Annotated in this window: 15 protein-coding genes; 4 read left to right on the plus strand and 11 right to left on the minus strand. The window is 69.5% G+C overall.

Annotated features, from left to right (window positions below; translation table 11 throughout):
* Nucleotides 1-36: 36 nt before the first annotated feature.
* The 3 genes from ACZ3H8_RS07215 to ACZ3H8_RS07225 form a co-directional block, all read right to left on the minus strand.
* Complete coding sequence (locus ACZ3H8_RS07215; RefSeq protein ID WP_307661246.1) at nt 37-207, minus strand: hypothetical protein; 171 nt, start codon at nt 205-207, stop codon at nt 37-39.
* Nucleotides 208-357: 150 nt separating this feature from the next.
* Nucleotides 358-819, minus strand: a complete 462-nt coding sequence (locus ACZ3H8_RS07220) for a molybdenum cofactor biosynthesis protein MoaE (RefSeq protein ID WP_467398533.1) — start codon at nt 817-819, stop codon at nt 358-360.
* A gap of 79 nt (nt 820-898) precedes the next feature.
* On the minus strand, nt 899-2,026 hold the full coding sequence (locus tag ACZ3H8_RS07225; RefSeq protein ID WP_398983863.1) for an SDR family oxidoreductase: 1,128 nt from the start codon (nt 2,024-2,026) through the stop codon (nt 899-901).
* A gap of 192 nt (nt 2,027-2,218) precedes the next feature.
* Here ACZ3H8_RS07225 and ACZ3H8_RS07230 point away from each other — a divergent pair, with 192 nt between their 5' ends.
* Nucleotides 2,219-3,682: a zinc-dependent metalloprotease gene (locus tag ACZ3H8_RS07230; protein WP_467398536.1), complete on the plus strand. Its 1,464-nt coding sequence runs from the start codon at nt 2,219-2,221 to the stop codon at nt 3,680-3,682.
* On the plus strand, nt 3,679-4,200 hold the full coding sequence (locus ACZ3H8_RS07235; RefSeq protein WP_467398538.1) for an NUDIX hydrolase: 522 nt from the start codon (nt 3,679-3,681) through the stop codon (nt 4,198-4,200). Before ACZ3H8_RS07230 ends, ACZ3H8_RS07235 begins: the two co-directional genes overlap by 4 nt.
* A 59-nt stretch (nt 4,201-4,259) precedes the next feature.
* Here the strand turns inward: ACZ3H8_RS07235 and ACZ3H8_RS07240 are convergent, their stop codons facing one another.
* The 4 genes from ACZ3H8_RS07240 to ACZ3H8_RS07255 all read right to left on the minus strand — a co-directional run bounded on the left by ACZ3H8_RS07240 (nt 4,260) and on the right by ACZ3H8_RS07255 (nt 8,096).
* Nucleotides 4,260-5,015, minus strand: coding sequence for an AIM24 family protein (locus ACZ3H8_RS07240; protein WP_467398540.1), 756 nt, complete (start codon nt 5,013-5,015; stop codon nt 4,260-4,262).
* A gap of 19 nt (nt 5,016-5,034) precedes the next feature.
* Nucleotides 5,035-5,715, minus strand: a complete 681-nt coding sequence (locus ACZ3H8_RS07245; RefSeq protein WP_398983855.1) for an AIM24 family protein — start codon at nt 5,713-5,715, stop codon at nt 5,035-5,037.
* 14 nt (nt 5,716-5,729) lie between these two features.
* Nucleotides 5,730-7,337: a TerD family protein gene (locus ACZ3H8_RS07250; RefSeq protein WP_467398544.1), complete on the minus strand. Its 1,608-nt coding sequence runs from the start codon at nt 7,335-7,337 to the stop codon at nt 5,730-5,732.
* Nucleotides 7,338-7,445: 108 nt separating this feature from the next.
* Nucleotides 7,446-8,096: a M48 metallopeptidase family protein gene (locus ACZ3H8_RS07255; protein WP_467398546.1), complete on the minus strand. Its 651-nt coding sequence runs from the start codon at nt 8,094-8,096 to the stop codon at nt 7,446-7,448.
* A 211-nt stretch (nt 8,097-8,307) separates the two neighbouring features.
* Between ACZ3H8_RS07255 and ACZ3H8_RS07260 the strand changes: the two genes are divergently transcribed.
* Both ACZ3H8_RS07260 and ACZ3H8_RS07265 read left to right on the plus strand, forming a co-directional pair.
* Nucleotides 8,308-9,453 carry a ThiF family adenylyltransferase gene (locus ACZ3H8_RS07260; RefSeq protein ID WP_467398549.1) on the plus strand — a complete coding sequence of 382 codons (1,146 nt, stop codon included), beginning with the start codon at nt 8,308-8,310 and terminating at the stop codon, nt 9,451-9,453.
* 65 nt (nt 9,454-9,518) lie between these two features.
* On the plus strand, nt 9,519-10,883 hold the full coding sequence (locus ACZ3H8_RS07265) for an ABC1 kinase family protein (protein ID WP_467398551.1): 1,365 nt from the start codon (nt 9,519-9,521) through the stop codon (nt 10,881-10,883).
* Between the two features lie 57 nt (nt 10,884-10,940).
* On the opposite strand, the gene ACZ3H8_RS07270 is transcribed toward ACZ3H8_RS07265, so the two are convergent.
* The 4 genes from ACZ3H8_RS07270 to ACZ3H8_RS07285 all read right to left on the minus strand — a co-directional run bounded on the left by ACZ3H8_RS07270 (nt 10,941) and on the right by ACZ3H8_RS07285 (nt 12,441).
* On the minus strand, nt 10,941-11,141 hold the full coding sequence (locus ACZ3H8_RS07270) for a hypothetical protein (protein WP_307661257.1): 201 nt from the start codon (nt 11,139-11,141) through the stop codon (nt 10,941-10,943).
* A gap of 111 nt (nt 11,142-11,252) precedes the next feature.
* The gene (locus ACZ3H8_RS07275; RefSeq protein WP_467398554.1) at nt 11,253-11,576 is read right to left on the minus strand and encodes a hypothetical protein; all 324 of its coding nucleotides are present in this window, start codon (nt 11,574-11,576) and stop codon (nt 11,253-11,255) included.
* Nucleotides 11,573-11,941: a WhiB family transcriptional regulator gene (locus ACZ3H8_RS07280; RefSeq protein WP_356221594.1), complete on the minus strand. Its 369-nt coding sequence runs from the start codon at nt 11,939-11,941 to the stop codon at nt 11,573-11,575. Before ACZ3H8_RS07280 ends, ACZ3H8_RS07275 begins: the two co-directional genes overlap by 4 nt.
* A 173-nt stretch (nt 11,942-12,114) precedes the next feature.
* Nucleotides 12,115-12,441: a hypothetical protein gene (locus ACZ3H8_RS07285; protein ID WP_467398558.1), complete on the minus strand. Its 327-nt coding sequence runs from the start codon at nt 12,439-12,441 to the stop codon at nt 12,115-12,117.
* Nucleotides 12,442-12,453: the final 12 nt, after the last annotated feature.

Here is a 12,453-nt window from a genome sequence, read left to right on the forward strand (position 1 = left end):
CAACTGCGTACGTTCGGCGGCGGGGTCACACCCGGGTCAAGCGGCGTCAGTACCGGAGTCGGTTTTCTCCATCGCATCGCGGAACCGCGCATAACCGGCAAGCTCGGCGACATCCCCGGTCGTCCGGTTCCGTGAAGCCCAGCCTCCCCATATCGCAGCCCCGACGGCAGCGAAAAGCGGAATCAGCAACCAGGCGAGTGCTGCCATCGCGACCTCCCTACCCTGTGAGCGAACGAAACCGGATGATCAGCAGACTAGTCATCTGCCGGTTCAACGCTCAGGCCAGGGGGGCGGTTACGCAAATCGGGGCGCATGGGAGCCGACCGGGTTTCAACATGCTCCGATCAGCCCACCCCCTCAGCAGGCGCCGACCCACTCCTCCGTGCCGTCGGAGAATTTCTGGTGCTTCCAGATGGGCACCTCGTGCTTGAGGTCGTCGATCAGCTTCCGGCACGCCTCGAAGGCCTCCCCGCGGTGGGGGCACGACACGGCGACGACGACCGCCAGATCGCCGACTGCCAAGTCACCCACACGGTGGACGGCGGCGAGCGCCCGAACGGGGAATTCCGCCGTGACCTTCTCGGCGATACGGCGCATCTCCGCCTCGGCTGTGGGGTGGCAGGAATACCCCAGCGTGTCGACATCGGCGCCGCCGTCGTGATTACGCACGGTGCCGACGAAGAGCGCGGTGCCGCCCGCCGCGTCGTCGCCGACGGCAGCGAAGACCTCGTCGACGGAGAGCGGGGTGTCACGGATCGCGAGCAGGCGGATGGGCTCGTTCGCCGCTTGCTCGCCGGGGTGGTCGTACCTGCTTGCCATGCCGTCCATCGTGCCGTACGCCACTGACATCGCGGAATAGCCCATTCGACCGGCCGGGAACACGCCTCCTTGGAGCCTCCTACAGACGTCGCCGCGCCTTGCGCGCGCGCCGCACCAGTGCGGCCGTACCGAGCAGCGCGACCGTCGCTCCCGCGGCACCCGCTGCGGTCGCGTCCTTGCGGCCGAGGCGACGGCCGGCGACCGTGTGGCGGCCCTCCACCTCCTCCAGCAGCGCGGCGAGGACCTCCTCGTTCGTCCACTGGGGACGCCATCCCGCGTCGTGGAGGCGGCTCACACTGACCACCCAGGGGTGCATGGTGTACGCCAGGTCCCCGGCCGGGGACGGGGTGAGGCCGATCCGGTGCAGCCGGGCCGCCGCGCCCAGGGCGACCGCCGAGGGCAGCTCCATCCGGCGGATGCCGCTGAGCTCCTCGACCTCCTCCTGCTCCAGCCAGCCGTCGCAGCCGACCGCCAGCTCGCCGTCCACCTTCTCCAGCGCGGCATATTCCAGCGCGCTCACCAGGTCCTCGACATGGCAGAACTGCCAGGTGGGACGGGATCCGGCGACCACGAGGAGCCGCGGCGACTCGAAGTAGCGGGTCAGCGCGGTGTCAGTACCGCCCACCAGGACGGCGGGCCTTACCACCGTGACGTTGAGCCCGGGGTGGGCGCGGGGCGCGCGGCGGCTCAGGCGTTCGATCTCCAGCAGGTCGCCGACACCCGTGGCCTCGGCGGTGGCGCGCAGTTCCGCGTCCTCCGAGAGAGGGATGTCGTTGTCCGGCAGCGCGCCGTAAACCATCGCCGATGTGCACAGGACGACCCGGTGGACACCGGCCGCCGCCGCGGCGGTCAGCACGGTCTGTGTACCGCGCACGTTGTACGCGGTACGGGCGGCGGAGTCGGTCTCCAGGTCAAGGTCGAGCGCCAGGTGCACCACCACGTCCGCGCCGCGCAGTTTCTCGGCGATGGCCGGATCACGCACATCGAGAATGTGCCACTGCGCCTCGAAAACCTCGCCCCGGCGCTCGTCGATGGCGATGACCTGCTTGATCTCGTCGGACGCGGCGAGACGCCGGGTGAGCAGGTCGCCGACGCCCGAGGCGGCACCGGTGACCGCGACGACGGGACCACGGCCGGCCGACCCGCGACCTGAGGTCTGGGTTGAGGGGTTTCGCGCTGCGCGAACCTGCGGATCTGGGGAACTCACCAGGCGTCTCCAGCGGTTGTCTTCAGTACGAACGCGAATGACGCGTGCGCACCAGGTGGCGTCCATCCTGCCGCAGCCCAAGAGTCGGCGGAGCACCCGAGCCCATATGCGGCCCGGATGTCTACGCTGGGTGGTGTTGTCGGGCATTCGCCGTCGGCAGGAAGCCGGCGGCCCTACGAGCCGAGGAACCCCGTGAGTGACACCCCATTCGGATTCGGCCTTCCGCCGGAGGAGCCGGAGAACGGCGACGAGGGCAAGAAGAAGGATCCCGCCGGAGGTGGACAGGGCTCCGGCGGGCCGTCCCCGGCAAATCCTTTCGGTTTCGGGGAAGGCGCGGACAATCCGTTCGCCGCGATGTTCGGCTCCCTGAACCCCAATGACCTGGGCGCGGCGTTCCAGCAGCTCGGCCAGATGCTGAGCTACGAGGGCGGTCCCGTGAACTGGGACATGGCCAAGCAGATCGCGCGCCAGACGGTCTCGCAGGGCACACAGGACGGCACCAAGGACCAGAGCGTGGGCCCGGCCGAGCGGACCGCGGTCGAGGAGGCCGTGCGCCTCGCCGATCTGTGGCTGGACAGCGTCACGTCCCTGCCCTCCGGGGCGAACACCGCCGTGGCGTGGAGCCGCGCGGAGTGGGTCGAGGCGACGCTGCCCGCGTGGCAGCAGCTTGTCGATCCGGTCGCCGAGCGCGTCGGCCTGGCCATGGGCGATGTGCTGCCGGAGGAGATGCAGGCCATGGCGGGCCCGCTGATCGGCATGATGCGCTCCATGGGCGGCGCGATGTTCGGCCAGCAGATCGGGCAGGCCGTGGGGGTGCTGGCGGGCGAGGTGGTCGGCTCGACCGACATCGGTCTGCCGCTCGGCCCGGTCGGCAAGGCCGCGCTGCTGCCGCTGAACATCGAGACGTTCGGCAAGGACCTCGGCGTGCCGAAGGAGGAGGTGCGGCTGTATCTCGCCCTGCGCGAGGCCGCCCACCAGCGGCTCTTCGCCCATGTGCCGTGGCTGCGGTCGCATCTGTTCGGTGCGGTCGAGGCGTACGCCCGCGGAATCAAGGTCGACACGACCAAGCTGGAGGACGTGGTCGGCCAGTTCGACCCCTCACACCCCGAGCAGCTGCAGGAGGCCCTCCAGCAGGGCATGTTCCAGCCGGAGGACACCACGGAGCAGAAGGCGTCGCTGGCCCGTCTGGAGACCGCGCTCGCGCTGGTCGAGGGCTGGGTGGACGCGGTGGTGCACGAAGCTGCGTCGAGGCGGCTGACCTCTGCGGACGCCCTGCGCGAGATGCTGCGCAGGCGGCGCGCTTCCGGCGGTCCCGCCGAGCAGACCTTCGCGACCCTCATCGGCCTTCAGCTGCGTCCGCGCCGGCTGCGGGACGCCTCAAGGCTGTGGGCCTCGCTCACCGACGCGCGGGGTGTGGACGGCCGCGACGGCCTGTGGGAGCACCCGGACATGCTGCCGACGGCCACCGACCTGGACGACCCGGACGGCTTTGTCCACCGTGAGCAGCTCGACTTCTCGGAGCTGGACAAGATGCTCGGCGAGGCGGCGGGCGGCGGGAAGCCGAAGCTCGACAAGGACACGGACCTCGGCAAGGACGACCAGGCCGACCAGGCCGACAAGGGCGACAAGGGCGACAAGGGCGACAAGGACCAGTGAGCCTGTATGACGACGCCGTTCTCGTACTGAAGAGCTACGAGCATCAGCAGGAACTGCGACAGCTCTATCTGGAACACCTGGCAGCGCACCCGGACGGGATGTGGAAGGCCTGCGAGACCGGGCATGTCACGGCGAGCGCGCTGGTCGTCGAACCGGAGCACGGGCGGGTGCTGCTGACGCTGCACAGAAAGCTCGGCATGTGGCTGCAGATGGGCGGCCACTGCGAGCCGGGTGACACGACGCTCGCGGACGCCGCGATGCGCGAGGCCACGGAGGAGTCCGGGATCCGCGGGCTGACGCTGCTGCCCGGCGGTCCCGTGCGGCTGGACCGGCATGCGATTCCGGCGCCCTGCCACTGGCATCTCGATGTGCAGTACGCGGCGATGGCGCCGGCCGGGGCGGTCGAGGAGATCAGCGAGGAGTCGCTGGATCTGCGCTGGTTCGCGTACGACGAGGTGGCGGAGGTGGCCGACGAGTCGGTCGTACGACTGCTGGAGCGTACGCGCGCAGCACTGTGACTGAGCGCGGGTAAGGGGCGGTCTCCATGGAGACCGCCCCTTACCCGCGTCCTTGCTCGTCAGTTCCAGGCGTTGTTCTGGTTCTGGGCGTGGGCGCCTTGCTGGCCCACGCCGTACTGCGCGCGCAGACCCTGCCCGATCTCCGCGCCCTGTGGCGGCATGACCTCGCTGGGCTGCACAAGGGCGAAACCCTGGCCGAGGAAGCTCAACTCCCAGCCCTCGCCGGTGTTGCCGCGCCTTCGCCGTACGCCGGAGGAATGCGTCTGCGCCTGCATCTGGACTCGCAGTGCGGAGGACCAGGCGACAATCGCGTCGGCGTCGGCATTGACGTACTTGTCCGGCGTGACCTGCATCATCAGCGGCTGGCCCGAGGTCATCAGCGCGACCTTGCCCCGGCCGGAGATATTGAGCTGGTACTTCCCGGAGCCGGAGATTCCGTACTGGCTGTCCACCGCGATGACCTCGGTGTGCAGCGTGGAGTCGAGCGCCAGGACGTAGGCGCTGTCGACCGTCATGCCCTCATTGTCGACGTCCACCACATGGATGTACTGGGCGAGGTTGGCGAAGTAGACAGTGCCCTGCCCGGAGCAGCGCATCAGGTCCAGGCCCTCACCGGTGTTGGCGCGGGCCCGCCGCTGATTGTTCGTCTGGTACTCGCCGTCGAAGTCGACAAGCCCTTGGTACGCGACCATGGCGCCCTTGCGGGCGAGGACGTCGTCGTGGCCCGTCAGCGCGACCCGCAGCAGCTGCGGATTCTGCACGACGTACCGGTCCTGGGACTGCTGTTCCGTGTAGCTGAAAAGCGGACTCTGCATGGTGTGTTCTCGCTCCCCCTCAGTTCCGGATCCGCAGGCGGTCGGTACTGTCCTCGCTCGGCTGTACGACGACGATGCCCTGGCCCGAGAAGGCCATCTGGTACGCCTCACCGCTGCCCCGCCCGACCAGCGAGGATGCCTTGAAGCTGCGCTTGCCCTTCACCTTGAGGTTCGGGGACCAGGCGACAAGGGCGTCCGGGTCGACGTATGTCTCGTCCTCGCCACGGCCGCAGTCGACGACGATCGGGGTACCGCGCGAGGTGAGGGCCACCCAGCCGGTGCCCGCGATCGATACGTTCCACAGGCCCTGGCCGGCCAGCTTGGCCAGCCCCTTGACCCGCTCGACACCCCACTGGAGGTGCGCGTCGAAGGCCAGCACATTGGTGCCGTTGACCGAGATCGAGTCGTTGTTGAGGTTGATGACGACCACGTCCGCGCCGTAGTCGGCGAGGTAGAGCAGTCCGTCACCGGAGCACTTCATGATGGGCGCGCCTTCGCCGGTCACCCACTGGGAGGCGACCTGGCGGACGGCGGGCGGGTTGGGCTCGTACTGCACGAAGCCTTCGTAGGCGACCATCGAGCCGGTGCGTGCGTACAGGTCCTGGCCACTGGCCATGGCGACCTTGAGCATGGTGCGGCCGTGGTTCTCCATCCGGGCCGCGATCGGGGTCGGGGCGAAGCCCGCGAGTTGCTGGTTCATTTCTTCGGGCTCCCTCAGACCTCGTACGGCTGGACGACGATGAAGTTGCCGGGGGCGCCCCGGAACTGGAGGTTGACGGTCTCTCCGCTGTGCCCCGGGTACGCGTTGCGCCGCAGCCGGACCTGGCTGGAGAGGATCACCTGGGACGCGGACGACCAGGCGACGACGGCATTGCAGTCGGCGAAGGTGGTCGGCGTGACCGGGAGGACCACGGGGACGCCGTGGGTCTTCACGACGACCGTGCCGGTGCCCTGGAACTGCATGGTGAACAGAGCGCCGCCCGGAATGCCGTGGCCCTCGATCCTGCGGACCTCGTGCTGCAAGGACTCGTCGAACGCGAGGACGTTCTCCGCGGAGACGCAGATGCCGTCACCCTGCAGCTCGATGGAGTGCAGATGCGCGCCGTTCTCGGCGAGGAAGACCTGGCCGCGGCCGCTGCAGCGCATCAGCTGCATCTCCTGGCCGGTCGCATTGCCGACGATGCGCCCGGCGAAACCGGCGCCCTTGTAGCCGAAGTCGACCTTGCCCTGGTACATCACCATGCTGCCCTGGCGGGCGAGGACGGGCGTGCCGCCCATGGTCAGGTCGACCCGCATGAGCTGCTGGTTCTGCGGGGTCCAGCGCTGGCCGGTGGGGGTCTCCCGGTAGGGCTGCAGGGCGGCCTGGAGACCGGCGCCGGTCGACGGGGCTCCCTGGGGAACGCCCTGTGGGACGCCCGGAGGCTGCTGTCCGTACGGGGACGGTGCCGGCTGTCCGTACGGCGAAGGCGCACCCGGCGGGACCTGACCAGGGACCTGGCCAGGCATCTGACCAGGGGCTTGGCCCGGCACCTGGCCGTGCTGAGGCGGCGGCTGTCCGTACGGGGTCATGGGAGCCGCGATGGTGGGCGCGGCGTGCATCTGCGGGTTCGGCTGCTGAGGGGCGGAGGCCGGTGCCGGGGCCTGGGCGGCCGGTGCGCCGAAGGAGGGCGCGGGCTGCGGCACTTGAGGCGCCTGCGGTGCGGCCGGTGCACCGAACGCCGGGGGTGCGGTGGCCTGCGCTGGCGGTGCGAACGACGGCGCGGCGCCCTGCGACTGCGGCGCGGCCGGCTGCTCCTCGGCGACCTCGCCGCCGAAGTTCTTGAGCAGCGCGTCGAGTCCGCCGTCGAAGCCCTGGCCGACGGCGGTGAAGCGCCACACATCCTTCAGGTAGAAGTCGCCGAGCATCACGGCGCGCTCGGTGGTGAACTCCGAGCCGCTGAAGGCGTACCGGACGACCTCTTCGCCGCCCGCGACGATGCGGATGTAGCCGGGGCCGACGTTCGACATCTGCCCCGCGCCGTCGATCGTCGCGGTGAACGAGAGCCTGTGGATGTTTGCCGGAATGCGGTCGAGAGTGACGCGGAAGGACTCGGTGTCACCGGCCTGCGCGCCGAGCAGCTGAACGGACTCCTCGGGCGACTTCGGCTGGTTGAAGAAGATGAAGTACCGGTCGTCCGAGAGCTGCTCGTTGGCGTCGAGTCCGAAACAGCTGATGTCGAAGGTCAGCCCAGGAGCGGCGATCTGCACACCTACGTACAGATCCGTTCCCGGCGTGAGATCACTGATCTTGGCCTTGTGGCCGCGTTGGAATTCCCTGGCCATGCGTAACGACCGTCCCCCATCCCGAAATGTGAATGCGTCGCGTCAGGCTAACGGCTGAGTGCGACATTGAGCCAAGCCGGTACACATTCGGTACAGGACCGTCGACAGTTACTCTCCGCGCGCTGCGGGCAAATGCGGCAGCCGGTCGGCGGCGACGACGCCCTCGAGATAGCCCCGCGCCCGCTCGGTGCGGGGATACGCCTCGAGGAGCCGCCAGAACCGCGGCCCGTGCCCCGGCACGAGGAGATGGGCGAGCTCATGGACGAGCACATAGTCAACGACGTATTCGGGCATCCCCTGCAGGCGGTGCGAGAGGCGGATACTGCCCTCGGCCGGGGTGCACGAGCCCCAGCGAGTGTTCTGATTCGTCACCCATCTCACGGATGTCGGTCTTGCGCGCCCGTCGAAGTACTGGACGGACAAGCGCTCGGCGCGCTCGGCCAGTTCGGTGTCGCCGAGGATGCGCTTGCTCTCCTGGGCGGCGAGTTTGTCGAGCATCACGCTGACCCAGCGCTGCTCCTCCGCCTCCGACATCCGGGCGGGGATGAGCACGATGGTCCGGTCGCCCTCCCGGTAGGCCGAGACCGTTCTGCTGCGCCGGGCGCTCCTGCGGACCTCGACCGCACTCGTCGCCGATCCGCGGGGCGGTCGGTTTGTCGCGCTGCGCTGTTGACTTCCGGCGCTGTGCGGTGGGCCCTCTCCGACAAGGCGAGGGGGAGGGGTCTCCCCAGCGAAGCGAGGGGACGGGTCGACGGACACGCCCCGACGTTACCCGCTGTCAGTGGAGGAAGTCCCGCCTCCGGGACGGTTCGAGCTTGATCCACTCCATGGCGTGCACCATTTGAACGACTAATACCCGGTGCCTGTGGATAACTTTTCACACCCACCGTCGCGACCGTGCATTCTGACAACAGATCGGCGGAGAGATCCGACAACACTTCAACGGAGGAAGTGGACGGGGGAAGTGGATATGCATCCGATGGTGAAGCCTGCCCTCAGGCGGGCATGGCGGGAGCGGCAGACCGTGCAGTTCGGGGTGACTCCCGCGCATGCGGTGATGGTCGGCCCGGTGGACACGGCGACAGGCGCCCTGCTCGAGCTGCTGGACGGGACCAGGGGGCTGCCGCTGCTGCGCGAGGAGGCGCGGGCGATAGGGATGCCGGACGGACAAGTGGACGCTCTGGTGAAGCGGTTGACGTCGGCCGGTCTGCTCGACGATCCGACGGCGGGCGGTCCTGCGGCCGATGCGTTACGGAATCGGGCAGGCGCTCTCGACCGGCTGCGCCCCGATCTGGCGTCGCTCTCCGTCGTCCATCCGGAACCGGGCGGCGGGACAGCGCGCCTGACGGCCCGGCGGGCGATGCGCGTCCAGGTCCGGGGCGCGGGCCGGGTGGGCGCGACGGTCGCCGCGGCGCTGTCCGCCTCCGGGGTGGGCCGGGTCGAGGTGCTGGACGGCGGGTGTACGGAGCCGTGGGACGTGGCGCCCGGCGGGCTGCCTCCGGAGGCGGTCGGTGAGCGGCGCGACGCGGCGGCACGGCAGCTGGTGCGGCGGTGCGCGCCCGACCGCCCGCCGCGCGCGACCGAATCGGCGGGGCCGGGCGCGGGCGAGCCTGGCCTTTCCCTGGTCGTGGTGGCGCCGCGGGACGGGCTGGCGGCCTATGCGCCCGACCCGGCAGCAGCCGAGGGCTGGATCGCCACCGGGACACCCCATCTGTACGCGGGAGTTGTGGAAGGGACCGGAGTGGTGGGCCCGCTGGTGCTGCCCGGGGGCACGGCCTGCGCCGGCTGTCTGGAGCTGTGCCGGGCGGACCGCGACCCGGGCAGGCCCAGGCTGCTCGCGCAGTGGCGCTCGGGCCGCCGTCGAGGCGCGGTGCCGGCCTGCGATGTCGCCCTGGCCACGGCTGTGGCGGGGTTGACCGCGGCGCATGCGCTGTCGTTCCTCGACGGGGAGCTGCCCGCGAGTACGGGAGCGCGATGGGAGGCGTCACTGCCGCTGCTGGAGTGGCAGTCGGAGAGCATCACGCCGCACCTCGACTGTGTCTGCAGCGCGTATGGGAAGAGTGAGAGGGAGCACACCTCAGAGTTCGGGCCGCTGCACGAGACAATGGCCGGGTAACCGCCGTCAATGAAGTAATGCCGTCAGGCACACGCGGCACGGCTGTCTGGGATTTGGAGGGGCGCATGTCTGATCTTCCCCGGAAGGCGGTCACCCGGACCGCCAAGTTGGCCGCACTGCCACTGGGCTTCGCCGGGCGTGCCACTTGGGGTCTGGGCAAGCGGATCGGCGGGAAGTCCGCGGAGATCGTGGCCAGGGAACTGCAACAGCGCACGGCGGAGCAGCTGTTCAAGGTGCTCGGCGAGCTCAAGGGCGGTGCCATGAAGTTCGGGCAGGCCATGTCCGTCTTCGAGTCGGCGCTCCCCGAGGAGGTCGCGGGGCCCTACCGCGCGGCCCTCACCAAGCTCCAGGACGCGGCACCCCCGATGCCGACGCGTACGGTCCACACGGTCCTGGAGGAGCGGCTGGGTGCGGAGTGGCGCGAGCTGTTCCTCAATTTCGAGGACAAGCCGTCGGCCGCCGCCTCCATCGGCCAGGTACACCGGGCGGTGTGGCACGACGGGCGCGAGGTCGCGGTGAAGGTGCAGTACCCGGGGGCGGGGGAGGCGTTGCTGTCCGATCTGACGCAGCTCAGCCGCTTCGCCCGGCTGCTGGGTCCGCTGATCCCGGGCATGGACATCAAGCCGCTGATCGCCGAGCTCCGTGACAGGGTGTCGGAAGAGCTGGACTATGAGCTGGAGGCACAGGCACAGCGGGAGCATGCGGCGGAGTTCGCGGACGATCCGGATGTGCTGGTGCCGGATGTGGTGCACCAGTGCGACCAGGTGCTGGTGACCGAGTGGATCGACGGGATCCCGCTGGCCGAGGTGATCGCCGACGGCACGGACGAGCAGCGGGACCGGGCGGGCCAGCTGCTGGCCCGCTTCCTCTTCTCGGGCCCGGCCCGCACGGGGCTGCTGCACGCGGATCCACACCCGGGAAACTTCCGGCTGCTCCCGGAGGAGGACGGCGAAGGCTGGCGGCTCGGAGTGCTGGACTTCGGCACGGTGGACCGACTGCCCGGCGGACTGCCGCCAACCATCGGCGAATGTCTGCGGATGACGCTGGAGGGCGAGGCCGAAGGGGTCTACGAGCTGCTGCGCCAAGAAGGCTTCGTCAAGGAGGCCATAGAGCTCGACCCGGACTCGGTGCTCGAGTATCTGGTGCCGATCATCGAGCCGGCGGAGGCGGCGGAGTTCACCTTCACCCGGAGCTGGATGCGCACCCAGGCGGCCCGGATCGCGGATATCCGCTCCCCCGCCCATCAGCTGGGAAAGCAGCTCAATCTGCCGCCCTCGTATCTGCTGATCCACCGGGTGACGCTGAGCACGATCGGCGTGCTGTGCCAGCTGAACGCGACGGTGCGGCTGCGGGACGAACTCGAGTCATGGATGCCCGGTTTCCTGCTGGAGGAAGAGGAGGATGTCACGGCTGTCGAGGTGCAGGCCTGAGTGTTCGCCGCCACGGGCCGAGCGCCACAACAGCCGGCGGCGGTCAGCGGGAGGCGGTCACCACCAGGCCGAGTCGAGCCTGCCCTCGATTGCCCTGATGTTGGCGCGTGCGCAGTCGTCGCAGAAGTAGTGACGGGTGCCGTTCTCCACGGAGCAGGTCCAGGTGGGCGGTGGTCCCTCGGCGACGGCGCCGCAGTGGGAACACACGATGCTCTCGGCACCCGGCTGCGCAGGGTGAGGAGTCTGCTGCTGGTCCACGTCGTGACGATAGCCCCGTCGGGGACCAGTCGCAGGGACAACGCACCGCGGGGGCCGGTCCGTTCGGACCGGCCCCCGGGTCAGTGTGTGCTGTCAGTGCCTTGATTGCGGTCAGTGCATGACGGCCATGGCCAGTGCGCGGCGGGCACGCAGCGACACGCGCTCGGCACGGCGCTGCATCCGCCGGGCGGCGACCAGGCGCACGGCCTGGCGTTCCGCGTCGGCTTCCCGCAGGCGCTCGTGCATATGTGCACGAGCCATGGCTTCTGGGATGAGTTGCATCTCACGGGTCCTGTTCTGACGCGAGGCGTTCGCGCCGATGGTGGTGACGTCTGGGGTGGCGGAGCCGGACGGCTCGCTCGTGGAAGAGGTCATTGGGGCCAGCTTCTGGGGATCGTGCGTGATGGGTCGGTCGATGGTTCCGAGGGCGGTCATGCCGCGACCGGGTTCTTGCGCGGGCGACCACGCGGCCGCTTGCGGGCGACGACCACGCCCTGGATGAAGAGCTCTCCGCCCCAGACGCCCCACGGCTCACGCCGCTCCTTGGCGCCCGCAAGGCAGGCCTCCATCAGCGGGCAGGTACGGCAGAGGGACTTGGCGTACTCGACATCGGCCGGCGACTCGGCGAAGAAGACCTCCGGGTCATAGGAACGGCAGGGGACGGGTACGCCGAGGTTCTCGATGGCGTCGTCGAGCGCGGTGAGCGCAGTGAGCGGAGTCAAGGTGGAGTCCTCCGTGAGGGCGGGCGGGGGGATCGTCTCGGAAGGCGGTACGGACGGGGCGTGCGCTTCGAGTTGCACGGTGGTGTCGTTCCTCGTCTGGTCGGTCCGGCCTGTTGGCCGGGTGTCGGCTTGGTACCGGGTGCTTCTTGTCCCGAGGCCCCTTCGCTCTGTCCGCCCCGTTCGGGGAAAACAGAAGGGCCGCGGATCCCGGGTGGGGTTCCGCGGCCCTGAAGGCGCCGGCCTGATCTGGATCAGGCTGGATCACTCCAGGGTTCGAGCCCACGGAAGGCCCACATCGTGTGGTGCTGCGTCTGCTGCTTCTTGGTGCCGGCACTGGCCGCCGCAAAGGCATAGGCCCGAGCCTTTGCCGCTGCTACTGCTGCTTCCAGTGCCTTGGTCGGTCGCTCATTGCGCTCCATGACGGGCAGTCCGCCCAGACCGGAGACCGGAAGCGCGGCAGAGACGCCGGACACACCGGTGCCGTTGAACGCCGCGGAGAAGCCGAGCGAGCAGGCGGAGACGACCGAGCGATCGGTCATTTTGGCGGTGCTGATGAAGCTGGTGTTGATGCTGATCACTGGAATCGCCTC

Source organism: Streptomyces sp. NPDC002868 (assembly GCF_055563295.1).

Excerpts from the sequence above, each read along its gene's own strand:
- ACZ3H8_RS07215 (WP_307661246.1), bottom strand. The coding sequence starts at position 207 with ATGGCAGCACTCGCCTGGTTGCTGATTCCGCTTTTCGCTGCCGTCGGG.
- ACZ3H8_RS07275 (WP_467398554.1), bottom strand. The coding sequence starts at position 11,576 with ATGACCGCCCTCGGAACCATCGACCGACCCATCACGCACGATCCCCAG.
- ACZ3H8_RS07240 (WP_467398540.1), bottom strand. The coding sequence starts at position 5,015 with ATGCAGAGTCCGCTTTTCAGCTACACGGAACAGCAGTCCCAGGACCGG.
- ACZ3H8_RS07260 (WP_467398549.1), top strand. The coding sequence starts at position 8,308 with ATGCATCCGATGGTGAAGCCTGCCCTCAGGCGGGCATGGCGGGAGCGG.
- ACZ3H8_RS07250 (WP_467398544.1), bottom strand. The coding sequence starts at position 7,337 with ATGGCCAGGGAATTCCAACGCGGCCACAAGGCCAAGATCAGTGATCTC.
- ACZ3H8_RS07245 (WP_398983855.1), bottom strand. The coding sequence starts at position 5,715 with ATGAACCAGCAACTCGCGGGCTTCGCCCCGACCCCGATCGCGGCCCGG.
- ACZ3H8_RS07265 (WP_467398551.1), top strand. The coding sequence starts at position 9,519 with ATGTCTGATCTTCCCCGGAAGGCGGTCACCCGGACCGCCAAGTTGGCC.
- ACZ3H8_RS07220 (WP_467398533.1), bottom strand. The coding sequence starts at position 819 with ATGGCAAGCAGGTACGACCACCCCGGCGAGCAAGCGGCGAACGAGCCC.